25 protein-coding genes and 3 tRNA genes are annotated in these 24,482 nt (G+C 64.6%); 18 read left to right on the top strand and 10 right to left on the bottom strand.

What is annotated here, in order from left to right:
- Positions 1-91 precede the first annotated feature (91 nt).
- From JSE7799_RS17880 to JSE7799_RS17865, 4 genes are all read left to right on the top strand, one after another.
- Entirely contained in the window at positions 92-1,099 is a 1,008-nt protein-coding gene (locus JSE7799_RS17880; RefSeq protein ID WP_370736668.1) for a C4-dicarboxylate TRAP transporter substrate-binding protein, read from the top strand.
- A gap of 106 nt (positions 1,100-1,205) precedes the next feature.
- Positions 1,206-1,877 (top strand): TRAP transporter small permease subunit, encoded by a 672-nt coding sequence (locus JSE7799_RS17875; protein WP_055664822.1) that lies wholly within the window; start codon positions 1,206-1,208, stop codon positions 1,875-1,877.
- Positions 1,878-1,896: 19 nt separating this feature from the next.
- On the top strand, positions 1,897-3,297 hold the full coding sequence (locus JSE7799_RS17870; protein WP_055664840.1) for a TRAP transporter large permease: 1,401 nt from the start codon (positions 1,897-1,899) through the stop codon (positions 3,295-3,297).
- Positions 3,298-3,522: 225 nt separating this feature from the next.
- On the top strand, positions 3,523-5,292 hold the full coding sequence (locus JSE7799_RS17865) for an acetolactate synthase 3 large subunit (RefSeq protein WP_055664821.1): 1,770 nt from the start codon (positions 3,523-3,525) through the stop codon (positions 5,290-5,292).
- Between the two features lie 125 nt (positions 5,293-5,417).
- On the opposite strand, the gene JSE7799_RS17860 is transcribed toward JSE7799_RS17865, so the two are convergent.
- Entirely contained in the window at positions 5,418-5,840 is a 423-nt protein-coding gene (locus JSE7799_RS17860; RefSeq protein WP_055664820.1) for an EF-hand domain-containing protein, read from the bottom strand.
- A gap of 156 nt (positions 5,841-5,996) precedes the next feature.
- On the opposite strand from JSE7799_RS17860, the gene ilvN reads away from it, so the two are divergent.
- Positions 5,997-6,560: an acetolactate synthase small subunit gene (gene ilvN / locus JSE7799_RS17855; RefSeq protein WP_055664819.1), complete on the top strand. Its 564-nt coding sequence runs from the start codon at positions 5,997-5,999 to the stop codon at positions 6,558-6,560.
- A gap of 16 nt (positions 6,561-6,576) precedes the next feature.
- On the opposite strand, the gene coaD is transcribed toward ilvN, so the two are convergent.
- From coaD to JSE7799_RS17840, 3 genes are read right to left on the bottom strand one after another with little or no spacing between them, the layout of a single operon-like run.
- Positions 6,577-7,068, bottom strand: coding sequence for a pantetheine-phosphate adenylyltransferase (gene coaD, locus JSE7799_RS17850; protein WP_055664818.1), 492 nt, complete (start codon positions 7,066-7,068; stop codon positions 6,577-6,579).
- 50 nt (positions 7,069-7,118) lie between these two features.
- Positions 7,119-7,427, bottom strand: a complete 309-nt coding sequence (locus tag JSE7799_RS17845; protein WP_055664817.1) for a hypothetical protein — start codon at positions 7,425-7,427, stop codon at positions 7,119-7,121.
- Positions 7,420-7,857: a CBS domain-containing protein gene (locus JSE7799_RS17840; protein ID WP_055664816.1), complete on the bottom strand. Its 438-nt coding sequence runs from the start codon at positions 7,855-7,857 to the stop codon at positions 7,420-7,422. Before JSE7799_RS17840 ends, JSE7799_RS17845 begins: the two co-directional genes overlap by 8 nt.
- A gap of 298 nt (positions 7,858-8,155) precedes the next feature.
- Here JSE7799_RS17840 and JSE7799_RS17835 point away from each other — a divergent pair, with 298 nt between their 5' ends.
- From JSE7799_RS17835 to JSE7799_RS21460, 5 genes are all read left to right on the top strand, one after another.
- Complete coding sequence (locus JSE7799_RS17835; RefSeq protein ID WP_055664815.1) at positions 8,156-9,652, top strand: CoA-acylating methylmalonate-semialdehyde dehydrogenase; 1,497 nt, start codon at positions 8,156-8,158, stop codon at positions 9,650-9,652.
- Between the two features lie 244 nt (positions 9,653-9,896).
- Positions 9,897-10,493, top strand: a complete 597-nt coding sequence (locus JSE7799_RS17830) for a L,D-transpeptidase (RefSeq protein ID WP_144431790.1) — start codon at positions 9,897-9,899, stop codon at positions 10,491-10,493.
- 114 nt (positions 10,494-10,607) lie between these two features.
- Positions 10,608-11,738, top strand: coding sequence for a carboxylate-amine ligase (locus JSE7799_RS17825; RefSeq protein ID WP_055664813.1), 1,131 nt, complete (start codon positions 10,608-10,610; stop codon positions 11,736-11,738).
- A gap of 68 nt (positions 11,739-11,806) precedes the next feature.
- Positions 11,807-12,946 carry an acyl-CoA dehydrogenase family protein gene (locus JSE7799_RS17820; protein ID WP_055664812.1) on the top strand — a complete coding sequence of 380 codons (1,140 nt, stop codon included), beginning with the start codon at positions 11,807-11,809 and terminating at the stop codon, positions 12,944-12,946.
- Between the two features lie 116 nt (positions 12,947-13,062).
- Positions 13,063-13,263 carry a hypothetical protein gene (locus JSE7799_RS21460; protein WP_222101812.1) on the top strand — a complete coding sequence of 67 codons (201 nt, stop codon included), beginning with the start codon at positions 13,063-13,065 and terminating at the stop codon, positions 13,261-13,263.
- A 312-nt stretch (positions 13,264-13,575) separates the two neighbouring features.
- Here the strand turns inward: JSE7799_RS21460 and JSE7799_RS17815 are convergent, their stop codons facing one another.
- On the bottom strand, positions 13,576-14,595 hold the full coding sequence (locus JSE7799_RS17815; RefSeq protein WP_055664811.1) for a sensor domain-containing diguanylate cyclase: 1,020 nt from the start codon (positions 14,593-14,595) through the stop codon (positions 13,576-13,578).
- 256 nt (positions 14,596-14,851) lie between these two features.
- Between JSE7799_RS17815 and JSE7799_RS17810 the strand changes: the two genes are divergently transcribed.
- Both JSE7799_RS17810 and mmsB read left to right on the top strand, forming a co-directional pair.
- Positions 14,852-15,889 carry an enoyl-CoA hydratase/isomerase family protein gene (locus JSE7799_RS17810; protein WP_055664810.1) on the top strand — a complete coding sequence of 346 codons (1,038 nt, stop codon included), beginning with the start codon at positions 14,852-14,854 and terminating at the stop codon, positions 15,887-15,889.
- Entirely contained in the window at positions 15,889-16,758 is an 870-nt protein-coding gene (gene mmsB, locus JSE7799_RS17805) for a 3-hydroxyisobutyrate dehydrogenase (RefSeq protein ID WP_055664809.1), read from the top strand. Before JSE7799_RS17810 ends, mmsB begins: the two co-directional genes overlap by 1 nt.
- 71 nt (positions 16,759-16,829) lie before the next feature.
- Here the strand turns inward: mmsB and JSE7799_RS17800 are convergent.
- The 5 genes from JSE7799_RS17800 to JSE7799_RS17780 form a co-directional block, all read right to left on the bottom strand.
- Positions 16,830-16,906, bottom strand: a tRNA-Asp gene (locus JSE7799_RS17800).
- Between the two features lie 26 nt (positions 16,907-16,932).
- Positions 16,933-17,009: transfer RNA gene (locus tag JSE7799_RS17795), tRNA-Asp, on the bottom strand.
- Between the two features lie 93 nt (positions 17,010-17,102).
- Positions 17,103-18,641, bottom strand: a complete 1,539-nt coding sequence (locus JSE7799_RS17790) for an alkaline phosphatase D family protein (protein WP_055664808.1) — start codon at positions 18,639-18,641, stop codon at positions 17,103-17,105.
- A 508-nt stretch (positions 18,642-19,149) separates the two neighbouring features.
- Positions 19,150-19,225 (bottom strand) — tRNA-Val (locus JSE7799_RS17785).
- A 39-nt stretch (positions 19,226-19,264) separates the two neighbouring features.
- Positions 19,265-19,786 (bottom strand): histidine phosphatase family protein, encoded by a 522-nt coding sequence (locus JSE7799_RS17780; protein WP_055664807.1) that lies wholly within the window; start codon positions 19,784-19,786, stop codon positions 19,265-19,267.
- Positions 19,787-20,156: 370 nt separating this feature from the next.
- Between JSE7799_RS17780 and JSE7799_RS17775 the strand changes: the two genes are divergently transcribed.
- From JSE7799_RS17775 to JSE7799_RS17750, 6 genes are all read left to right on the top strand, one after another.
- A complete protein-coding gene (locus JSE7799_RS17775; RefSeq protein ID WP_055664806.1) occupies positions 20,157-20,579 on the top strand; it encodes a CBS domain-containing protein in 423 nt (140 codons plus the stop codon).
- A gap of 77 nt (positions 20,580-20,656) precedes the next feature.
- Positions 20,657-20,902, top strand: a complete 246-nt coding sequence (locus tag JSE7799_RS17770; protein ID WP_055664805.1) for a hypothetical protein — start codon at positions 20,657-20,659, stop codon at positions 20,900-20,902.
- Between the two features lie 54 nt (positions 20,903-20,956).
- Positions 20,957-21,448: a YciE/YciF ferroxidase family protein gene (locus JSE7799_RS17765; protein ID WP_055664839.1), complete on the top strand. Its 492-nt coding sequence runs from the start codon at positions 20,957-20,959 to the stop codon at positions 21,446-21,448.
- A gap of 42 nt (positions 21,449-21,490) precedes the next feature.
- Positions 21,491-21,919 (top strand): DUF2267 domain-containing protein, encoded by a 429-nt coding sequence (locus tag JSE7799_RS17760; RefSeq protein ID WP_055664804.1) that lies wholly within the window; start codon positions 21,491-21,493, stop codon positions 21,917-21,919.
- A gap of 317 nt (positions 21,920-22,236) precedes the next feature.
- Entirely contained in the window at positions 22,237-22,662 is a 426-nt protein-coding gene (locus JSE7799_RS17755) for a PPC domain-containing DNA-binding protein (RefSeq protein ID WP_222101811.1), read from the top strand.
- Between the two features lie 42 nt (positions 22,663-22,704).
- On the top strand, positions 22,705-24,474 hold the full coding sequence (locus tag JSE7799_RS17750) for a thiamine pyrophosphate-requiring protein (RefSeq protein ID WP_055664802.1): 1,770 nt from the start codon (positions 22,705-22,707) through the stop codon (positions 24,472-24,474).
- The last annotated feature ends 8 nt before the right edge of the window (positions 24,475-24,482 follow it).

Below are 24,482 nucleotides of genomic sequence, written 5' to 3'. Positions count from 1 at the left end.
GCGGCAGGCAAGTCTTGCCCAGACCGGACCCCTGCCTTAGCGTCCCGGCACAGGCGCGGCGGGGAGATCGCGCAACACAAGGGAGACGATCATGAAATACCTGACGCAGGCCTCGGTCGCGGCATTTACCGTCGCATTCGCAAGCGAGGCGATGGCCGTGGAATGGAACGTATCGGTCTGGGGCACGCGCCGCGCCTTCACCGAGCATGTCGAGAAGCTTGCCGAGCTGGTCGAGGAGCGCTCGGACGGCGATTTCACCATGAACATCAGCTATGGCGGCCTGTCGAACAACCGCGAGAACCTCGACGGGATCTCCATCGGCGCCTTCGAGATGGCGCAGTTCTGCGCCGGCTACCATCAGGACAAGAACCGCGCGATCACTGTGCTGGAACTGCCGTTCCTCGGCGTCGAGAACCTGGAGCAGGAAGTGGCCGTCAGCCACGCCGTCTACGACCATCCCGCCGTCGCCGATGAGATGGCGCAGTGGAACGCGAAGATGCTGATGACCAGCCCGATGCCCCAGTACAACCTGGTCGGCACCGGCGCACCGCGCGACACGATCGAGAGCTTCGACGGCATGCGCGTGCGCGCCACCGGCGGCTTGGGCGAGATGTTCGCGGCGGTGGGAGCGGTGCCCACCTCGGTCACCTCGTCGGAGGCCTATAACGCGATGGAAGCCGGCGTGGTCGATTCCGTGGCCTTTGCCCAGCATGCGCACCTGTCCTTCGGCACGCTCGACATCGCGGATTGGTGGACCGAGAACCTCAATCCCGGCACGGTGAATTGCCCCATCGTGGTCAATATCGACGCCTATGAATCGCTCTCGGACGAAAACCGGGAGATCCTCGAGGCGGCGGTCGACGATTCGATCGAGTATTACCTCGAGAACTACGCCGAGCTGTTGCGGGACTGGGACGCCACGCTCGAGGAGAAGGGCGTCGAGAAGGTTCGCGTCTCCCCCGAGGAGATCGCGGAGCTGAGGTCGCAGGCCCAGCCGATCCACGACGCCTGGATCGCGGAAGCCTCCGCCAACGGCCTGCCGGGGCAGGAGCTTTACGATCTCGTGGAATCGACCCTGGCCGAAGCCAAGAGCGAGTGAGCCGTTCGCGCGGGGCCTGACCCCAGGTCCCGCGCGCCGCCACATCCCGAATTCGAACGGACAATCCGGCCTGGTGCGAAGATCCGCGCCCTGGCGAAGGAGAGACATGACCACGCCATCCAGCGTCCTGACCGACGGCACAACGCTGTCGCGGACCGACCGCGCGCTTCTGAAGGTGGAGGCCGCGCTGAACCTCGCCTCGGGCATCACGATCTTCGCGCTGGTCCTTCTGGCCATCGCCAACGTGCTGATGCGCAAGTTCCTGAACCTGCCGGTGCCGGGCTATATCGACTGGACCGAGCAGTTCATGGCGGTCTTCGCGTTTCTCGGCCTCGCCTACGTGCAGCGCGAGGGCGGACATATCCGGATGGACCTGCTGGTGGGCAACCTGAAGGGCCGCGTGCTGTGGCTGTTCGAGTTCCTTTCGGTTCTGTTCATGCTGCTGGTGGTCACGGCGTTGATCTACGGGACGTGGTTCCACTTCATGCGGTCGTTCGATTTCGGGGCGCCGAACTGGTCGACGGACAGTTCCATCGACATCTCGCTGCCGCTGTGGCCGTCGAAGCTGGCCGTGCCGGTGGCGTTCGCGGTCCTGTGGCTGCGGCTGGTGGTGCAGCTTTGGGCGTATGGCCGCGGTCTGCGGCTGGGCGGGGATGCGATCGTCGGGGTGCCGCTGCCCGAGGATCCGGCCGAGCAGGCCTCGAAGGAAGCCGCTTCGGTCGGCGCGATCGGCGCGGGAACCGAGCTGGCCGGACAGACGCGCCACGGGAGCGATTGAATTGGACAATCTGATCGACATGCGGGCGCTGCTCGACGGCGTCTCGATATTCGAACTGTCGCTGTGGCTGTCGGGGCTCTTGCTGTTGCTGGTGCTGATCGGCGTGCGGGTGGCCTTTGCCGCGGCCTTTATCGGCTTCGTGGGCCTGTGCGCCTTCTTCATGCAAAAGCAGGGGTTCGACCGGGGCCTCGTCACGGCGGCCAAGCTCGCCGGGCAGGTGCCCCATTCCAAGGCCACGCAATATTCCCTGAGCCTGATCCCGACTTTCATCCTGATCGGCTACCTCGCTTACTACGCGGGGCTGACGCGCCACCTGTTCGAGGCGGCGAAACGGTGGATCGGCTGGACGCCGGGGGGCCTTGGGGTCGCGACCGTCTTTGCCACGGCGGGGTTCGCGGCCGTGTCGGGCGCGTCGGTGGCGACCTCGGCCGTTTTTGCCCGCATCGCCATCCCCGAGATGCTGCGCGAGGGGTATGACAAGCGTTTCGCCGCGGGCGTCGTGGCCGCGGGCGGCACGCTCGCCTCCCTGATCCCACCTTCGGCCATTCTCGTGATCTATGCGATCATCGTGGAGCAATCGGTGGGCAAGCTGCTTCTGGCGGGGTTCCTGCCCGGCATGGTCTCGGCGCTGATCTACGGGGCGCTGGTGATCGGGCTTGCGCGGGCTCGGCCCAGTCTCGGGCCGGCGGTCGGCGGCTTCACGTGGCGGCAGCGGTTCGAGAGCCTGCCCGGCGCGATGCCGATCCTGCTGGTCGTCTTCATCATCGTCTACTCGATTTACTTCGGCTGGGCCACGCCGACCGAGGCGGGCGCGCTGGGTGCGGGCGTGGTGCTGATCATGGCGCTGCGCCACGGGATGCGTTGGCGCGACCTGAAGGGTGCGCTGATGGAGGCGGCGAAGCTGACGGTGATGATCTTCGCGATGATCTGGGGCGTGCTGATCTACGTGCGCTTCCTCGGCTTCGCCAAGCTGCCGGACGCGTTCGCGGAGTTCATCACCTCGCTGGAGATGGGGCCGTATCTGGTGCTGCTGATGATCCTCGGAGCTTATGTGATCCTGGGGATGTTCATGGATGCGATCGGCATGCTGATCCTGACCCTGCCGATCACCTTCCCGGCGGTCATGGCCCTCAATGGCGGCATCGGCGGGGAGGTGGGCGCGCTTGGCATGACGAATGAGGAGACGGCGATCTGGTTCGGGATCATCGTGGTCAAGATGGCGGAGCTTTGTCTCATAACGCCGCCGATCGGGCTGAACTGCTTCGTCGTGGCCGGCGTGGCGCAGGATGCCAAGATGGACATCTCGGTGCAGGACGTGTTCCGCGGCGCGACGCCGTTCTTCGTCGCCGACGTGGTCACGGTGGCGGTGCTGATCCTGTTTCCGGGGATCGTTCTGTGGCTTCCGGGACTGATGGGGTGACGCAACATGTGAAAAGGTTCCCTTGCGCGGAGAGAAATATTCTCCGGGGCGGTTGACGCCACGGTTCCGGCCGGTATGGATAGCCTCGCAAGGAGATCGGCATGATCAAGCTTCTCGTAATCATTCGATCAGGGTGCATGGGTCGCGGATAGCGGCAGCCAGATCGGCAGACATGCACCCCCGGAGTTCGCCCCTCCGGGGGTTTTTCTTGGAAAGGGCCTCAGGATGAACAAGCACGCTTCCCCCAAGCAGATGACCGGCGCCCAGATGGTCGTGCGCGCCCTCGCCGATCAGGGGGTGGAGGTCATCTTCGGCTATCCGGGCGGTGCCGTCCTGCCGATCTACGACGAGATCTTTCAGCAGCAGGGCATCCGCCACATCCTCGTGCGTCACGAACAGGCCGCCGTGCATGCCGCCGAGGGCTATGCCCGCTCCACAGGCAAGCCGGGCGTCGCGCTGGTGACGTCTGGGCCGGGGGCGACCAATGCGGTGACGGGTCTGACCGACGCGCTGATGGATTCCATCCCGATCGTCGTCCTTTCGGGTCAGGTGCCGACCTTCATGATCGGCTCCGACGCGTTCCAGGAGGCCGATACGGTCGGCATCACCCGCCCCTGCACCAAGCATAACTGGCTGGTGAAGGATACGGCGCGGCTGTCCGGCGTCATCCACGAGGCATTCCATGTCGCCACCTCCGGCCGCCCGGGTCCGGTTCTCGTGGATATCCCCAAGGACGTGCAATTCGCCGCCTCGACCTATGTCGGCCCGAAGCAGGTCGAGACCTCGCATTACCAGCCGCGCCTCAAGGGCGATGCCGAAGAGGTCGAGCGTCTCGTCGCCGCCATCGAGAAGGCCGAGCGACCGTGTTTCTATACCGGTGGCGGCGTCATCAACTCGGGCCCCGAGGCGAGCCGTCTGCTGCGTGAGCTGGTCGAGGCGACGGGCTTTCCGATCACGTCGACGCTGATGGGGCTGGGCGCCTATCCGGCCTCGGGGGACAAGTGGCTCGGGATGCTGGGCATGCATGGCCTCTACGAGGCCAACATGGCGATGCATGGCTGCGATCTGATGATCAATGTCGGCGCGCGTTTCGACGACCGGATCACCGGCATTCTCGGCGCCTTCAGCCCCAAGAGCATGAAGGCCCATATCGACATCGACCCCTCGTCGATCAACAAGGTGGTCAAGGCCGACATCCCGCTTCTGGGCGATGTGGCGCATATCCTCGAGGATGCGCTGGCGCTGTGGAAATCGCGCGGCGCGAAGGTCAATCGCCCGGCTCTGGAAAAGTGGTGGAAGCAGATCACCGAGTGGCGCGCGGTTGATTGCCTGCGCTTCCGCCAGGAGGGGCCGATCATCAAGCCGCAGCACGCGATCTCGCGGCTTGAGGCGCTGACGAAGGATCACGACCGCTACATCGCCACCGAGGTGGGCCAGCACCAGATGTGGGCGGCGCAATATCTGGGCTTCGAGGCGCCGAACCGCTGGATGACGTCCGGGGGTCTCGGCACGATGGGCTATGGCTTCCCGGCGTCCATCGGGATCCAGGTGGCCCATCCCGACGCGCTCGTCATCAACGTGGCGGGCGAGGCGTCGTGGCTGATGAACATGCAGGAGATGGGGACCGCGGCGCAGTACCGTTTGCCGGTCAAGCAGTTCATCCTTAACAACGAGCGCCTCGGCATGGTGCGGCAATGGCAGGAGCTTCTGCACGGGGAGCGGTATTCCCAGAGCTGGTCCGAGGCCCTGCCCGACTTCGTTAAGCTGGCGGAGGCGTTCGGGGCCAAGGGGATCCGCTGCGACGATCCGGCCGATCTGGACGAGGCGATCCGCGAGATGATCGCATATGACGGGCCGGTGGTATTCGACTGCCTTGTCGAGAAGCACGAGAATTGCCTGCCGATGATCCCGTCGGGCAAGGCGCATAACGACATGCTGCTGCCGGATGGCGAGACGCGGGGCGTTATCGACGCCAAGGGCTCCGTTCTGGTGTAGGACGCGCGCACCGTCGATGCGGCAGAGCGGATTTGTCCGCTGATGGAAGGCAAAAAGACCCCGGCGGAGTGTCCGCCGGGGTCTTCTCATTGGGGCATCCAAACGGGCGCCCCGGATCCGTCACATCAGCTGTCGGAGAAGCCCATCGCGTTGAAGTCTTCTTCCATCTGCTGCATTTCTTCCGCCTCGAACGCGCCGGATTGGTCGAGATCGTAGGCCGACACGAAGCCCTGGAAGTATTCCTCCTGGTCGATCACGTCGTCTTCGTTGGCGTCGAACGTGTTGAAGCCGACGCCGGTATCAACCCAGTACGCCTCGGCTTGGCCGAAGAGCGCGTCGAACTCGCTGCTCGACAGGACGCCGTCGCCATCCGTGTCGAAGGTGCTGAGCGAGACGACGCCGTCGGCGTCGAACAGATCGCGCGCTTCGGCGCCGGTCAACTGGCCGTCACCGTCCACGTCATAGCCCTTCAGGACCAGCTGCGCGGCGGCGGGCGTCGCGAGGGCAAGCGTCAGGGCGGAAGCAGTGAAAAACTTTGTGACTTTCATCAGAAAGACTCCTCGTACTGAAAATTCGTCGTCGGGACGGGCCTTCCCGCCCCGATCGCACAGGTTCAATGCGCCACCCCCCGTTGCCGGTTCCGATCCGGCCTTTCACGACGGCGGAAAAGCGTTCAGAACGGGGAAAATTGCCGAGGACACATCATGCCGCCGCTGAAGCTCAAGAAAGGCTCGACCAGCCATTCCGCCTATAACCTGCGCCCGGAATTCTCGGACGTGGAGGAGCGGCACACGCTCGCCGTCATCGTCGACAACGAGGCCGGCGTGCTGGCGCGTGTGATCGGATTGTTCTCGGGGCGCGGCTACAACATCGAAAGCTTGACCGTGGCAGAAGTCGATCACGAGGGGCACACCTCGCGGATCACGGTCGTCACCACCGGCACGCCGCAGATCGTGGAGCAGATCAAGGCGCAGCTTGGCCGGATCGTCCCCGTGCACGAGGTCCACGACCTGACGGTCGAGGGTCCGGCGGTGGAGCGGGAACTGGCGCTCTTCAAGGTGGCGGGCAAGGGCGACAAACGGATCGAGGCGCTTCGGCTGGCCGAGATTTTCCGCGCCAACGTGGTCGATTCGACTCTCGACAGCTTCGTCTTCGAGATCACCGGCGACGTGAACAAGATCGACGCCTTCGCCGAGTTGATGCGCCCGATCGGTCTGGTGGAAATGGCGCGCACGGGGGTTGCGGCGCTGTCGCGCGGGGCGGAGTAGGCGGGCGCCCCCTGCTCTACCCGAATTTCTGAAGCAGCGCGTCGTTCACAGGCGGCGTCACGAATTTCGAGACGTCGCCGCCGAGGCGCGCGATTTCCTTGACCAGCTTCGACGCAATGGCCTGATGCTGGGCCTCGGCCATGAGAAAGACCGTGTCGATTGAGTTGTCGAGGATGCGGTTCATGCCGACCATCTGGTACTCGTACTCGAAATCCGCCACGGCGCGGAGGCCACGCACGATGAGTTGGGCGCCGACATCGCGGGCGCAATCGATCAGCAGGTTCTCAAACGGATGGGCCACGATCTCGGTCCCCGTGCGCGAGGACCAGTAGGCGCATTCCGCCTCGACCATGCGCACCCGTTCCTCAAGCGTAAAGAGCGGGCCCTTGTCGCGATTGATCGCCACGCCGATGACCAGCCGGTCGACAAGCCCGCAGGCACGCTTGATGATGTCGAGATGGCCCAGCGTGATCGGATCGAAGGTGCCGGGATAAAGAGCAGTGCGCATAACGGCTCCGAATTGTTATGCGACAGGCGTGACATGCGCGGGCGGGGGGATCAAGCCGCGCCCTGCCCCTTCCCGCGCCAGACGAGGCTCTGGCGGTTGAGCGCGTGGAGATCGGCATGCCCGGCCAGCACGTCCTCGCCCAGCGCGATGGCCCGGTCGAGCACAGCGTCGGGCGCGTGGGCATAGGCCGGCCGGCGCGGGATCGCGTCGTACCAGCAGCCATTCGTCGCGTGGTCGAGCAGAATACGCTGAAAGCAATGGTCGAGACGGACGGGCCAGTCCGGCCCGGCCGCCGCGGGCAAATCCCGGCGCGTGAGCCGGAGCCACCGGGCCTCACGCGCCGCGCGAGGGTCAGCCATGGCCCGAGATCATGGCCTCCAGCGCGTCCTTTTCCATCGAAACCTCGCTCAGGCGTGCCTTGACCACGTCCCCGAGGGAGATGAGCCCGATCAGCGCGCCGTCCTTAACGACCGGCATGTGGCGAAAGCGGCCCTCGGTCATGGCCGCGAGGACCGCCTGCGCGTGGTCGCCCGGGGCGCAGGTCTGTAGCTCCCGCGTCATCAGGTCGGCCACGCGACGCTCCAGAATGGCGGGACCGTCGCGGCCGATCTCGCGCACGATGTCACGCTCCGACAGGATCCCTTCGGCATGACTGCCGTCGGATGACACGACCAGCGCACCGATCCGGCGAGCGGCCAGTTCGGCCACCGCATCGGCGATGGATGCGCCGGGGTCGATGGTCAGAACGCCCGATGTTTGCTTGGAATTCAGGATCTGGGTGACGAACATGGTTATCTCCCCGTTTTTCGCTCGGTTTCCGAAGCGTCGCCCTGCCGCGGCGTCAAGTCAAGCGGGGCTTCGGTTGACGCGACGGTTAGCGGCATGAGGGGCCGGGGATGCGTCGTGCGGGTGGCGGTTTGGCACGGTGAGACTCGTTGATCGGGGCGAGACCGGGAGCGTTGTTTCGCCGAGGCTGTCGGGCAGTGCGAAGCTTGAGTTGACCGCTAGCGCTCACGCCGCCGCCGACCCCCCTGTTCGCCCGTTCGCCGCGCGGCTAGGGTTTGCGCCGAAGCAAGGGAGACTTTACATGCAGCAGATCGGACATTGGATCGACGGGGCGTCCGTCGCTGGCGGAGATCGCACCGCCGATGTCTTCAACCCGGCAACGGGAGAGGTTCAGGCGCAGGTCGCGCTCGCCTCCCGCGACGACCTTGACCGCGCCGTACGGATCGCCGCCGAGGCGCAGCCGGCCTGGGCCGCGACCAACCCGCAGCGCCGGGCGCGGGTCCTGATGAAGTTCGTCCAGCTTCTCAACCGCGACATGGACAAGCTGGCTGAGGCGCTGTCGCGCGAACACGGAAAGACCCTGCCCGACGCGGCCGGCGACGTGCAGCGCGGTCTCGAGGTGGTCGAGTTCTGCATCGGCGCGCCGCATCACCTGAAGGGCGAGTTCACCGAAAGCGCGGGCCCCGGCATCGACATGTATTCCATGCGGCAGCCGCTGGGCGTCACCGCCGGCATCACGCCGTTCAACTTTCCCGCGATGATCCCGATGTGGATGTTCGCGCCCGCGATCGCCTGCGGCAACGCCTTCATCCTCAAGCCGTCCGAGCGCGACCCTTCGGTGCCGCTGATGCTGGCGGAGCTCATGGAAGAGGCGGGGCTGCCCAAGGGCGTCCTGCAGGTCGTCAACGGCGACAAGGAGGCGGTGGACGCGATTCTGGAGCATCCGGTGATCCAGTCGGTCGGCTTCGTCGGCTCCACCCCCATCGCGGCCTATATCTACGAGCGGGCGGCGGCGCACGGAAAGCGGGCGCAGTGTTTCGGCGGAGCCAAGAACCACATGATCATCATGCCCGATGCGGACATGGATCAGGCGGCGGATGCGCTGGTCGGCGCGGGTTATGGCGCGGCGGGCGAGCGGTGCATGGCGATTTCGGTCGCGGTGCCCGTGGGCGACGAGACGGCGGACCGCCTGATCGCGAAGCTGGCCCCGCGGGTCGAGGCGCTGAAGGTCGGGCCGTATACCTCCGGCAAAGACGTCGATTTCGGGCCGGTCGTGACCGCGCAGGCCAAGGAGAACATCCTCGGCCTTATCCAGTCGGGCAAGGATGCCGGCGCCGAGGCCGTCGTGGACGGAAGCGCGATGAAAGTTCAGGGTTACGAGGACGGTTTTTTTGTTGGCCCCGTCCTGTTCGATCGGGTGACGCCGGAGATGGACATCTACCGCAAGGAAATCTTCGGTCCCGTCCTCTGCACCGTGCGCGCGCAATCCTACGAGGAGGCGCTGGCGCTGGCGACCGACCACGAATACGGCAACGGCACCGCGATCTTCACCCGTGACGGCGACGCCGCCCGCGACTTCGCCAAGCGCGTCGAAGTCGGCATGATCGGCGTGAACGTGCCGATCCCCGTGCCGCTGGCCTATCACACGTTCGGCGGCTGGAAGAAGTCGATGTTCGGCGACCTGAACCAGCATGGGCCAGATGCCTTCCGGTTCTACACGCGCACCAAGACCGTCACCGCCCGCTGGCCTTCGGGCATCAAGGAGGGCGGCGAGTTCTCGATCCCGGTCATGGAGTGACCGACCATCCGGGGCGGGCCCACCCGCCCCGGACCCCGTACTGCGGCTTTTGCCGGTCCAGAACGCGTGGCGTCCGCCGTGAGCCCGGGCGGCCGATGGGCGGGTTTCCGGTCGCATCCTTACGGTTCGGAAATGCAGATGATCAAATCGTGAATGGCAGGTAGCGACCGGATGCTACATATTGTCCCAAACGCGGCCGCAATTGTGGTCGCCCCGTGACGCCATGTTCGGAAGGAGCATATCCATGACCCGTCCCACCCGCCGCAACATCCTGCTGGGCGCGACCGCCGCGCTGGCGACGCCGACCATTCTGCGCGCGCAGGTTCAGCAATACACGGCCGAGGATTTCGGCGGCTCCTCCGGGGGCGAGAACACGCGCCGTAACGTGTCGAGCTTCCAGCGGATTGATTGGCGCGACCATTTCGACACGCTGGGCCTTGCCACCATCATCTGCGACACCCGGTCCCGCGCGCTGCATTACTGGAACGCCGATGGCAGCGATTATCGCCTTTATCCGACCTCCGTCCCCATGTCCGAGGAGCTGACGCGCCGCGGATATTCGGAGATCGTGCGCAAGAAGGAACAGCCCAGTTGGACGCCCACGGCCGATATGCGGGAGCGGACGCCCTCCCTGCCCGACCGCATTGACGGCGGCGACCCGATGAACCCGCTGGGCACCAACGCCATGTATCTCGACTGGCCCGCCTATTTGATCCACGGCACGCACGACACGCGCAAGATCGGGCGGCGGTCCTCGTCGGGCTGCATCGGTCTCTACAACGAGAAGATTCAGGAACTTTATGCAATCACGCCGATCGGCACGCAGGTTCGCCTGATCTGAACGGACGCGCCAGCGTCCCGTACCTTTCTGGAACGCGCGCCCTTCGGCGCGCGTTTTTCGCTTCAAGAGGGTGATCAGGCTGCTTGCCTGCGTCGGCCCGAGACGAGGTGCGCAATGCAGGATCCCCCCTTCACTATTGGGATCGAGGAGGAATACCTTCTCGTCGACCCGGCCACCGGCGATCTTGCCGAGGCGCCCGAAGCGCTGATGGCATCGTGCCGGGACGCTCTGGGCGATCAGGTCAGCCCCGAGTTCCTGCAATGCCAGATCGAGGTCGGCACCGGCGTCTGTGCCAGCGTTCATGAGGCGCGGGAGGATCTAACGCGCTTGCGCCGGACCATCGCGGAGCATGCCGCGGATCACGGCCTTGCGCCGATTGCGGCCGCCTGTCATCCGTTCTCCGACTGGAAGGATCAGGAGTTTACCGAGAAGGAGCGGTATCAGGAGCTTGCGCGCGACCTTCGCGGGGTGGCGCGGCGGATGCTGGCCTGTGGCATGCATGTTCATATCGGCATCCCCGATCAGGACATGCGGATCGATCTGGTCAACCAGCTGGCCTATTTCCTGCCGCACCTTCTGGCGCTGTCCGCGTCCTCGCCCTTCTGGCAGGGAGAGGATACGGGGCTGGCCTCCTACCGGCTCACGGTCTTCGACAACATGCCGCGGACCGGCCTGCCGCCCCGGCTGGCGAATTGGGGAGAGTTTCGGCGGTCGGTGGACCTGCTGACGGATCTGGGTTTGATCGAGGATGCGTCGAAGATCTGGTGGGATCTGCGCCCTTCCCATTCCTTTCCGACGATCGAGTCGCGCATCTGCGACGTGACGCCCCGCATGGAGGATGCGCTGACGCTCGCGGCGCTGGCGCAATGTACGGCGCGCATGCTCTGGCGGCTGAGCCTGCGCAACCAGCGGTGGCGCGTGTATGAGCGGTTCCTCGTCGACGAGAACCGCTGGCGCGCACAGCGTTACGGCGTGCGCGGCGACGGGCTGATCGATTTCGGACGGCATTCGCTCGTCCCGCTGACGGAGCTGGTTGACGAGTGGCTGGAGCTGATTGCGGAGGATGCGGAGGCGCTGGATTGCGCGGACGAGATTGCACGCGCCCGGAAGCTGGCGGCCGAAGGGACGAGCGCCGACCGGCAACGGGCGGTTTTGGAAGACGCGCTGACCGGCGGAGCGGAGCGTGACGAAGCCTTGCGGCGGGTGGTGACACATCTGGCCGAAGAATTTCGCGCGGGGTTATGACCTTGCTTTTTGCAGGTGCGGTTCGATAACTGAACAGGTGTTCAGATAACGGCGCGGGAGGGCCGGTCATGGATTTCGCACTATCGGAGGAAAGCCGGGCGGTGTTCGACATGGCCCGCGACGTGGGCCAAGACGAAATCGCGCCGCATGCCCGCACATGGGAAGCCGAGGGCACGATCCCGCGGGACCTCTGGCCCAAGCTTGCGGCGCTCGGCTTCGGCGCGCTGTATGTGTCCGAGGAGCAGGGCGGCACGAACCTGACCCGGCTCGATGCGACCCTGGTCTTCGAGGCGCTGTCGATGGCATGCCCGTCGGTTGCGGCCTTCCTGTCGATCCACAACATGTGCGCGCGCATGATCGATGCGTTCGGCTCCGAGGAGATGAAGGCCGCGCGCCTGCCGAAGGCCGTCACGATGGAGACGTTCCTGAGCTATTGCCTGACGGAGCCCGCCAGCGGCTCCGATGCCGCGGCGCTCAGGACCCGGGCGGAGCGGACGAACGAAGGCTATGTGCTGAACGGTTCCAAGGCGTTCATTTCGGGCGGTGGCTATTCCGACAGCTATATCGTGATGGCGCGGACCGGCGGGGCCGGACCGAAGGGGATCAGCGCCGTCATGGTCGATGACGGGACCAAGGGGATCAGCTTCGGCGGCTTGGAGGACAAGATGGGCTGGCGCTCACAGCCCACGCGGCAGGTGCAGTTCGATGATTGTACAGTGCCGGCGGAGAACCTTCTGGGCGAGGAAGGCCACGGCTTTCGCTACGCGATGCAGGGGCTCGACGGCGGGCGGCTGAACATCGCGGCCTGCTCTCTGGGTGCCGCGCAGCAGGCCTTGGATCTGACCGTCGCCTATATGCGCGAGCGGACGGCCTTCGGGCAGAGCCTGACGGAGTTCCAGGCGTTGCAGTTCCGGCTCGCCGACATGGAGATCGAATTGCAGGCCGCCCGCACCTTCCTGCGCCAGGCGGCATGGAAACTGGATCAGGGCACGCCGGATGCCACGAAGTTCTGCGCGATGGCCAAGAAGATGGTCACCGAAGTTGGCAGCCGCGTCGTCGACCAGTGCCTGCAGCTTCACGGCGGCTATGGCTATCTCGGCGATTACGGGATCGAAAAACTGGTCCGGGACCTGCGGGTTCATCAGATCTTGGAAGGAACCAACGAAATCATGCGGATGATCGTCGCGCGTCAAATGCTGGCGGCTTGAACGTCTCGAGGCGGAAGACACCTACGGGAACGAGGATAGCTCCATTCCCGCATTACAGTGGCAGGGCTGGAATATGGTCTGTTCGAGGCTGCCGTCTCGCACCTTGAAGCGTGCGCGTGCTGCCGTTCAACCATCTGATCGTTGGGGCCCGAATTTGGGTTCAACCAGATGTCATGTGGTGCATTGTATCCGGTTCCCTTGGCGGACAGGACGAGGGGAATGCCTTTATGGCGGCAACCGGTGTCAAGATCCCGCAGAATTTTAAGAAGAACGGCAAAAGGATGGCCCGCCATGCGCGCCGTGGCTTATTTTGGTGATCGACGTAACTTTCGAAGGCAAACACTGCTCAATAACTAAGGGTCAGTTAGGCATCGCGGGGTCTGGTGCGAAGTTTGCCGACTGACAATCGTAAGAAGGTCAAACCACTGTTCCGTTCAGGCGCGAGACCGCCTCGACCAAATCAGCGAGATCAAAGGCGACCGGATTCGCCTACGAATACGGATCGCAGCATGCTTTGGCTTGCGCGCAGAGTCCGGTGAAGGCTCATCGGGCAACGATGATGCGAATCGGTGACCGCCAAGACAACATCACTTCCGAGCAGCATCCTACTTGGATCAGGCAAAGCCCATTCACCGGCCGATTGTGCTTACCGACCACCCTGCGCCACAAGTCGGATACTGCTCCGGAACGACCCGATCGAGAACGCGGACGCAATTCCGACCTTCCGCCTTCGCGCGATAAAGCGCCACGTCCGCCGCGGCGAGCCATTGCTCCGCATTGACGAACTGTTCCGAAAACGCGGCGACACCCACGCTGACGGTCGGCTTCAGCCTTTTTCCCTCGAACTCCACCGCAAGCGATTCCGCGCTGACACGAAATCGTTCTGCTGCTGCCGCCGCTTCATCGACACCGGCATCGGGGATGACCATCGCAAACTCCTCGCCGCCGATGCGGCCGACAGGATGCTCGACCCGCCCTTCCTGCCGCACCATCTTGCCGAGCGCGGTCAGGACGGCGTCTCCCGCGGCGTGGCCGTGCAGGTCGTTGATGTTCTTGAAATGATCGAGATCGAAGATGACGACCGCCGCAGGTCCATTTTCGCGGTGTGCCCTGACGATCTCCTTGTTGGCTAGGTCCAGCCAAGCCCGGCGGGTCAGAAGGCCGGTCAAGCCGTCGCAGCCGGCCATTTCGCGAAGGTCGAAATGATCCATCACCAATGCCGCGAGAGACTTCATGATCGCGATCTGTCCGTCATCGAAAACTCGCGGCTTCGTATCGGTTGCGCAGAGAGCCCCGATGGGAAAACCTTCTGCCGTCACAAGTGGCGCGCCGAGATAGGAACGGACGTTCGGCTCCCCCGTCACGAACGGATTGTCCCTGAATGTCTCCTCGAGCAGCGTATCCTGAACGCAAGTCGGCTCGGAATGCCGAATGACGTGCGCGCAGAAGGAAATCTCGCGGGGCAGTTCTTCCACGCACGATCCCGAGCGCGACTTGAACCAGTGCCGGTCCGCCTCGATCAGGGATATGCCCGAAAACGGCATGTCGAAGATTTGACGGACGAGGCCGGTGATTCGGTCGAAGGCCGGCTCGGATCCACTGTCCAGAATGCCGTAATGGTGCAGAACGGAAAGCCTGGCTGCCTCCATGTCGCTTGGACCTGAACTGCTCATGTGCCCTCCTGAAGAATGCAGAATCCGCATAGGGAATGTTTCCTAAAAGTTCGTTAATGGCTGGCGAGGCAGGCCTGCGATCACATCGATTTACGAAATTGACGATCCGATTGCCCGACTTGGCTGCCTTGCCTCCCGCAGCGGATTGGACGATCAATCTCGTGACAACGGACCAGTTCCGGGGATCAGCTTCAGTGCGCCGGGACACTTCAGGCCAGAGGAAGAAAACGGTGTGAGCGACGACATTGATATTCGCGTCGAGGGGCGCGCGGGACGGATCACGTTGAACCGGCCGAACGCGCTGAACGCGCTTACTTGGGACATGTGCCTTGAAATCGAAAAAGTTTTCGATGACTGGCGGTTACGCGAGGATGTTCATGTCGCTCTGATCGATGGAGCCCCCGGGCGCGCCTTTTGTGCGGGGGGCGATATCGCGGCAATGCACGCGGCCGGGATCGAGGGACGGTTCGACTACGGGCGGCGCTTCTGGGGCGATGAATACAGGATGAACGCCAAGCTGTCTCATTTTCCCAAGCCGATCGTCAGCTTTCTTCATGGATTCACGATGGGCGGCGGCGTCGGTGTCGGCTGTCACGCGTCGCACCGGATCGTGGACGACACATCGCGGATCGCGATGCCGGAATGCGGAATCGGGCTGGTGCCGGATGTGGGCGGAACGCGCCTGCTTGCGCGCGCACCGGGACGGATGGGTGCATATCTGGGGACGACCGGCGCGCGAATGGGCCCGGGCGACGCGCTTTATGCCGGCTTCGCTGATCACTACATCCCGCAGGACTGGGATGCGCTGAAGGCGGAACTGGTCGAGACCGGGGATGTCGGCGCGGTGGATCGTGCGGCTCGCCCTGCCCCGGATTCACCCCTCGCTGCCCTCCAGACACAGATCGATCGTGTCTTCGCGGGCGCGACGCTGGGCGATATCGTGCGCGATCTGCCGGAGGATGGCGACGTGGCCCAGACGGCACGCGAGGCGTTCGCCCGGAACGCCCCCCTATCGATGGCCTGCACGGTGGAAATCCTGCACCGGTTGGGAGACGATCCGACGATCGAGGAAGCGCTGGGTCAGGAGGCGTGCTTCACGTTCCGTTCCTTGGAGCAGGGCGACTTCGTCGAGGGGATCCGGGCGCAGATCATCGACAAGGATCGCGCGCCGAAATGGAAACATGCCCGGCCGGAGGACGTGACGCCGGACGAAGTCTCGGCCATGCTGCAGCCATTGGGCGAATACGCGCCGCGACTGGAGGACGCATAATGAAAATCGGGTTCATCGGGCTTGGCAATATGGGTGCGCCCATGGCGGCAAACCTCGTGGCGGCGGGGCACGACGTGACGGGCTACGACACCGTCGCCGCGCCGGAGGGTATGACGATGGCGGCATCCGCGGCGGAGGCCGCGCAAGGAGCGGATGTGGTGATCACGATGCTGCCGAACGGCACGATTCTGCGCGCAGTGGCGGAAGAGGTGATCCATGCGATGCATCCCGGTGCGGTGCTGCTCGACTGCTCCACCGTCGATGTCGACAGCGCGCGTGCCGTCGCGGCGCAGGCAGCGGATCGCGAAATTCAGGCGCTCGACGCGCCAGTTTCGGGCGGAATCGGTGGCGCGGCGGCGGGAACGCTGACCTTCATGGTCGGCGGGACGCGGGACGCTCTGGCCGCGGCGTCTCCGCTGCTCGACGAGATGGGCGGGCGCACCGTCTATTGTGGACCATCCGGCAATGGGCAGGCCGCGAAAATCTGCAACAACATGATTCTCGGAGCCACGATGTCGGTGACCTGCGAAGCCTTTGCGCTGGCCGACAAGCTGGGGCTCGACCGCCAAGCGATGTACGATGTGGCGTCGACCTCCTCCGGGCAGTCTTGGAGCTTGACCACCTACTGCCCCGCGCCAGGCGTCGGGCCAGAAGCACCGTCCGATAACGACTACAAGCCCGGCTTCGCCGCGGATCTGATGCTGAAGGATCTGGCGCTTGCGGCGCAGGCGGCGGAGGCGGCCGATGCCGCGACACCGCTGGGGACGGAGGCTCTGCGGCAATACCGGATGTTCGTCGAGGACGAGGATGGTGCGGGGCGCGATTTCAGCGCGATGCTGCCGCGTTATGCCACGAAGGGACGCGCCTGACCGGCGGTGTCGAGCGAACCGGAGGCGCCTGACGGAAATGTCAGGCGCCGCTCCGATCCGGATGACGAAAGTGGCGCGGTTGACGGGGCTCGAACCCGCGACCCCCGGCGTGACAGGCCGGTACTCTAACCAACTGAGCTACAACCGCGCATTACGCGGGACGGGGGCAAGCGGTGGCGCGGTTGACGGGGCTCGAACCCGCGACCCCCGGCGTGACAGGCCGGTACTCTAACCAACTGAGCTACAACCGCCCGCTTGCCCGCCGTCTCCGGCGTGGGGGGTGTCTATGGCGCGTCCCCCGCCCCGTCAAGCGGGGAAGCGCGCCGATTTTCGTATCTTTCCCTTCAGGTGCGAATTGGCTCCAGCTCGACGGACCACAATTCCGTATCGCCCACATCCATCAGGCGCACCTTCATCACGCCGGTATCGGCGGCGATGTCCACCAGACCGAAAAATTGCAGCCCCATGGAGGGCGGCAGGTTCTGTCCCTGCGCCTCGGCCGGCGCCTTGGCGAAGCGGACCTCCGGGCCGAACGTGTTATCGTAGCCCGACGGACCGAACGTTCCCGAATGCAGCGGGCCGGACACGAATTCCCAAAATGGCTCGAAATCCTGAAACGTCGCGCGGTCGGGGCTGTAGTGGTGAGCGGCGGTGTAGTGGACATCAGCCGTGAGCCAGACAGTATTTGCGATGCCGGCATGTTTGATGAAGGACAGGACCTCGGCGATGTCCTGCTCCCGCCCGAGCGGGGGGCCGTCGCCGTTTGCACCGTTCTCCATCGCGGCCTCGCCGTCGCGCACCATCATGCCGATGGGCATGTCGGAGGCGATGATCTTCCACGTCGCATCGGAATTGGTCAGCTCGCGCTTGAGCCACGCGATCTGCGCATCTCCCAGAAACGGCGTGCCGCCCTCCTCGCGATTGGTCGTGTTGGGGCCGCGATAGGTGCGAAGGTCGATGAAGAACACGTCGAGCAAAGGGCCGTACGCCACCTTGCGGTAGATCCTGTTCGGCTCCTCCTGGCTCTGACGCGTCGGCATCATCTCGTGGAAGGCGCGCGCACCACGTGCCGCCAGAAGGGCCGCGGACTTGACCGAGTAGCGGTCGTCTGCCGCCAGCGATTCGGTAGGGTACCAGTTGTTCGTGACCTCGTGGTCGTCCCACTGCGCCAGAATCGGAACCTCCGCGTTGAAGGCCCGGACGTTGTCGTCGAGCAGGTTGTAAAGGAACTGCCCCCGGAACTCGTCAAGCGTCTCGGCCACCTTCGATTTCGCGTCGGTCGTCACGTTGCGCCAGATCGTCCCGTCGGTGAGCGTCACCTCCGGCTGCAACGGTCCGTCGGCATAGACGGTGTCGCCCGAATGGATCAGGAAGTCCGGCCGATGGCGCATCATGGTCGCGTAGCTGCGCATCCCGCCGCGGTCACGGTCGATGCCCCAGCCCTGCCCCGCCGTATCGCCGGACCAGACGAAGCGGATATCGCGCGCCGTCCGCGGAGCGGTGCGGAAATGGCCTGTCACGGGTTCGGACACGGCGTTCAGGTCCGTCAGATCGGCCATCGTGACGCGGTAGAAGATATCCTGATCCGACGGCAGGCCTCTGAGCGTCAGCTTGCCCGTCCCGTCGGTCGGCGTACCGAGATCCAGCGGCTGCACGCGCTGCGCGTTGGCGAAGTCCTCGCGGGTGGCCCATTCGACCATCATCCGCGCTTCGCGGTCCGCACGCGACCAGATCACGGCGCCATCATGGGCAACGTCGCCGGATTGGACGCCGTGGGTGATGAGAGGGCGGGATTGCGCGCGGGCGAGACCCGGCATGGCGAGAAGGGATGTCGCGGCAAGCGCACCCTGCAGGGTGGCGCGTCGGGTCGGGTGAGGGATCATGATCGGCTCCGGGATTGACAGGTCGGTGCCGATATCCTGCGGAGCGCAGATGACAGGGATGTCGCAGGACCGTGACGGTAGGACGAAGGTTTGGTGACAGGACGTGCGTCGGCTTTTGTCGAGGAGGCGGAGCATGCGCCGCGTGCCCAGCGGGCATTAGGTCGAGGGATCGCGGCCGCCGAGTTTGATTTGCGGTGGTGTGAAACCCTCGGCCCCATGCTTTTACGGGAGCGGGCCAGAGCGGAAGTCTGAAGCGGCCGGCCTGACGTCCGTGCAGTCAGATGCGGGATTCGTCGAACTAGCGGGTACTTGAAACCACCCGTTTGAAGGGGTTCTGCCGGATAGCTTGGCCGGGAGGTGAGGCAGCGATAGCTTGGGCGCATCCCCAACCGGCGAGCGCGAACCATCTGACAACCTGCGGCACCTGCAACGCCGTTACATCGGCACGACGTCAGATCCCCGACCGCGACAACGGAAGGAGCCACGCCGACATGTGCCAAGATGGAAGTGGTGGGTGGTGAGGGACTCGAACCCCCGACATTCTCGGTGTAAACGAGACGCTCTACCAACTGAGCTAACCACCCGTGATCTGCCGGATAGCCGAGCGTGATCCGCGCCGCAAGTCAGCGGAAGACGGTTTCGCGGCCGTCCAGGATCCGATGCACCGTACCCTGCGGATCGGTGAGCTTGTCGAGGTCGGGCTCCCCCAGCAGAAGACCGCGCAGGCAGATCGACGTGACGCCGTGTGTCACCAAAATCGTCGGGCCGTCGAGGTCGTCGAGCAACGCGCGCAGTCGCGCCTCGACACGGGCGCGGGTTTCGCCGCCCGGCGCCGTGAACTTCCAGCCGATGCCGCGCGGCGGGGCGAGGTCCGCGAGGTGCTGCCCCTCCCACGTGCCCAGCGCGATTTCCGCCAGGCGTGCATCGGCTTGTGCCCGCAGACCTGCCAGCCGCGCCGTCTCGGCGGCGCGGCCTTGGGGACTGGTCCGTGCAAGGCAAATCGGAGGGAGACTTTGCAGGATCGTCCCCTGGCGGGCTGCCTGCCGCCGTCCCTCGGATGTCAGGTCGCTATCGCGGGTTCCCTGCAGGCGACCGGCACGATTCCACTCCGTCTCGCCGTGGCGAAGGATGTAGAGCGGCGGCATGTCCCTCAATCGCGTGCTCATCGACCCAAGGTGTTGGCGCAGGGAGCCGTTTGCACATTCATAAACGTCACCCCTCGCCGTGGTGTTCGTCCTTTCCCTAATGCGCCCCTTCGGCCGGGCCAAGACTTGTGAGGAAGGCGGCCCCATTCGGGCCGCCGGGTATGGCTTGGCAAAGGGACCGGCATTGCGCTCCCGATCTGCGTTCCGCCCGTTCCTACGCTTTTCGCCTGCACCCGACCGTCTGCCGAACGCGACCCCCATTCCGGCGCACCGGCCGCTGGCGGCGATTCGAAAGTTGAGGCCGAAACGGAACAACGGGCCGAACCGGTTGTTAGCCTTGCAAGACCCCCACATACTGGAGGATATTCCATTGAATATCAGTGATCTGATGACGTCTGGTGTCGAGATTATCGACCCGAACACGACAACCCGCGATGCCGCCATTCGCATGCGCGATGAGGATCTCGGCGCGCTGCCGGTGGGCGAGAACGACCGTCTGGTGGGGATGGTTACCGACCGCGACATCATCGCTCGCGGCGTCGCGGCAGGCCTCGCTCCGGGCAATTGCACGGTCCGGGAGGTTATGTCCGAAGGCGTTTATTACTGCTTCGACGACGAGGATGCCCAGCGCGCCGCGGACGTGATGGCGGAGCACAAGGTGCGGCGCCTGCCCGTCCTCAATCGCGACAAGCGCCTCGTGGGTATTGTGGCGATCGCCGATCTCGCGCGCGCCGGAATTACCGAGCATCCCGTGAAGGAAGTGTCGGAGCCGACACAGCAAGAGCGACTCTGACCCGCCTGTCTCTCACCCCGTAACGCCGACGCTCACCGCGGGCCGATATATGGCCCGCCCTAATCGGAGATTCACGAATGGACGTGTTCTGGTTCTGGCTCCTCATCCTGCTCTTCTTCTTCGCCATCGCCGCGGCGCCCGGCTGGGGCTACACGCGCAATCGCCGTCCCTACCGCAGCGGAGGGGCCTATCGCTATTACCCCACCGCAGGCGCGGGTCTCGGCATTCTCTTGATCCTGCTTCTGTTCTGGTTGGGACTCATCGTGATTGCGTGGCCTTGGGCCGCTCCGGTCACGGCGCCTCCGCCTGCCGCTGTGAACTGATCTAGTCGCAGGATGTCCGCGTGGCATCCCGCGAGCCATGCGACGGAGATCAACATGAAAATCAATTCTTTCCGCGAGATGTACCTTCAGGAGTTGCAGGAAGCGTGCTCCGTCGAGAGCCAGCTCGTCGATGCGCTCCCCCGGATGCGCGATGCGGCGGCGTCAGAGACGCTTAAGCAGGCGCTTGAAGGTCATCTCGTCGATACGCGTGCGCAACTCGCCCGGGTCGAGACGATCCTCAAGCGGCATGAGGTCAATCCTGGGGAACATCAGGATCAGTCCATGCGCCGGCTGATCGAGGAGAGCGAGAAATGGAGCGGGATGCTCGACGACCCGGCCCTGCGTGACGCGGGCCTGATCGCATCGGCGCAACGGATCGAGCATTACGAGATCGCCGCCTACGGCACGCTGGCCTGCTGGGCCAAGCAGCTTGGTCTGGACGAGGACCAAAGCGAATTGCTCGCGATCCTCGATCAGGAAAAGGCGGCCGATGACCTGCTGACCGAGCTTGCGAAGCAGGACGTCAATCCCGGGGCCGCGCAGTAGGCGCCTCCCGGACCTATTTCATCTTCAGTACAGGAGATCCCCATGTCCGAGACCGGTTTGGAGAATTTCGACCGTACACTGCACAAGACCAACGATTGGCTTAACGACATCGGCGACGCCATAGGCCCCGATAAGCAGCGCCAGTTCCATGCGCTTCGCTCCGTGCTCTGGGCCCTGCGCGACCGGCTGATGATTGAAGAGGCCTTCCACCTTGCCTCGCACCTGCCGACGCTGGTTCGCGGCATATTTTGGGAAGACTACCGACCCGCGGGAAAGCCCGATGTCTTTCGATCGCGAGAGGAGTTCCTGCAGAGGGTCTCCGGCGCGCTTGAAGGTGCCCCCCCGATGGACCCGGAAGAAGCGGCGCGCGCGGTATTCGCGGCGATGGACCGGCACGTTTCCGGCGGGGAGATGGAGCAGGTGATCCATCTGGTGCCCGAAGAGGTCCGGGAACTCTTCCCGCAGCGGTAAGTGCCGCAGCTGTCCCCGAGAGATACGGGTGACGGGTTGTTCCCGCCGCATCCGACGAGGCTGTCCGGCATTGCAAACGGACGGACCGGACTGCCTACAGAATCTCGGGCACGAGACGAGCAACAGATGACCACCGGCCGCCACAGGCTGGGTCACGCAATATGGCTGCGCCGCGGGCCTTGCAGCGCTTCGCGAACGGCAGGCGCGCAAGGAACTTCTCCGCAATCTCCCGGTTTGAGATCATGTGTGAAGCGCGCTCCGACCCTGCAAACGTCGGTTCCACGCGTCCCGAACCTTCGAGGGCTGCTCAGATGCATGTGAAGCAAACCCAGACGGCCTCCATGCGGCAATTTGTGGTCGTGCTCGGCACCGACGAGGAAGCTGGCGCTTGCCTTCTGGACGTCGCGCGGGCGCATTCCATCGTTGGGGCCGAGTTTGCAGGGCTGGGCGCGCTTTGGGATGTGACGCTGGGCTTCTTCGACACCACCCGTGAGGATTACGACCGCATCCATCTGGACGAGCAGGTCGAGGTCGTCAGTCTGGTCGGCAACTTCGCCACCGAGGATGGGGCTGCGCGGCTGCATCCCCATGTCGTTGTCTCGAGGCGCGACGGCACGGCTTGGGGCGGGCATCTTCTCGAAGCTCATGTTCGTCCGACGCTGGAGGTGATCGTCACCGAACTGCCCGAGGAACTGCAACGACGCGCGGACCCGGAGACCGGCCTTCCGCTGCTATCGATCTGAGGGGCCGACTGCCCCACCCCGAACGACACGAGGAGAGACTTCATGGCTGATACTGTCGCCGACTTCCTACTGAAGCGTCTGAAGGAATGGGAAATCCGGCGGATCTACGGGTTCCCCGGCGACGGGATCAACGGCATCGTCGGGGCGATGGAGACGGGGCTGGATGAGAATCTTGAATTCGTCCAGACGAGGCACGAGGAAGAGGCCGCCTTCATGGCCTGCGGCCACGCCAAGTGGACAGGAGATGTCGGCGTCTGCCTCGCCACCTCGGGACCCGGCGCAATCCACCTGCTGAACGGTCTTTACGATGCCAAGCTCGACCACCAGCCGGTCCTGGCGATCGTGGGACAGCAGAGCCGTGCGGCCATGGGCGGGCACTACCAGCAGGAAGTCGACCTGATGTCGCTCTTCAAGGACGTCGCGGGAGACTTCGTCCAGACCTGCATGGCACCGCAGCAGATGCGCCACCTGATCGACCGGGCCCTGCGCATCGCCAAGGCGGAGCGGACCGTCACATGCCTCATCATTCCCAACGACGTGCAGGAGATGCCCCACGAAGAGCCCCCGCAGGAGCATGGCACGATCCATTCCGGCATCGGTTACGCCCAGCCGCGTATCGTGCCGGGAGAAGAACAGCTGCGCGAGGCGGCGGAGGTTCTCAACAGCGGCAAGAAGGTTGCCATGCTGGTCGGTGCCGGCGCACTGAATGCAACCGACGAGGTGATCGAGACGGCCGAAGTGCTTGGCGCCGGCGTCGCCAAGGCCCTGCTGGGACGGGCGGCTGTGCCCGACGACCTGCCATTCGTCACGGGCCAGATCGGGCTTCTGGGCACGCGTCCATCGTGGGACATGATGAAAGATTGCGACACGCTCCTGATGGTCGGCTCGGGGTTCCCCTATTCCGAGTTCCTGCCCGAGGAGGGCCAGGCGCGGGGCGTGCAGATCGACCTTGACCCGAAGATGCTGTCGATCCGCTACCCGATGGACACGAACCTCGTCGGCGATGCCGCTCTGACCCTGCGCGCGCTGCTGCCTTACCTGAAACGCAAGGAGGACCGCAGCTGGCGCGAAAGCCTGGAGGGCAAGATCACCGATTGGTGGGAGGGCGAGCGGGAACGCGCGCACCTGTCCGCCGACCCGATCAATCCGGAGCTCTTGTTCTGGGAGGCGTCGGACCGTCTGCCGGACAATGCGATCGTCTCCGCCGATTCCGGCTCCTCCGCCAACTGGTTCGCGCGCGGCATGAAGTTCCGGCGTGGACAGATGGCCTCCCTGTCGGGAACGCTGGCGACAATGTGCCCGGGCGTGCCTTACGCGACGGCCGCCAAATTCTGTCACCCCGACCGGGTGGCGATCGGCTTTGTCGGCGACGGAGCGATGCAGATGCTCGGCATGAGCAGCCTGATCACCGCCGCCAAATATTGGCAGCAATGGCAGGATCCGCGAATGGTCATCTGCGTCCTGAACAACGGCGACCTCAATCAGGTGACGTGGGAATTGCGGGCCATGGGCGGCTTCCCCAAGGTTGAGGAGACACAGAACGTACCGCAATTGAACTATGCGCAATATGCCGAATTGCTTGGGCTGAGAGGCATTCGCGTCGATCGGCCAGAGCAGGTCGGTCCCGCGTGGGACGAGGCGCTCCGTGCGGACCGGCCGGTGGTGATCGATGCCGTGGTGGATCCAAACATGGCATCTTTGCCGCCGCACATCACCTATTCGCAGGCCAAGAGCTTTGCGAAATCGTTGCTGAAGGGCGACCCAGACAGCTACGCCATCGTCAAGCAATCCATCAAACGGTCTTGGGCCTGATCCCGCGC

The organism is Jannaschia seosinensis (assembly GCF_001408515.1).
In the GTDB taxonomy this organism is placed as follows: domain Bacteria; phylum Pseudomonadota; class Alphaproteobacteria; order Rhodobacterales; family Rhodobacteraceae; genus Jannaschia; species Jannaschia seosinensis.
This window is presented reverse-complemented; position numbering and strand designations above follow the sequence as displayed.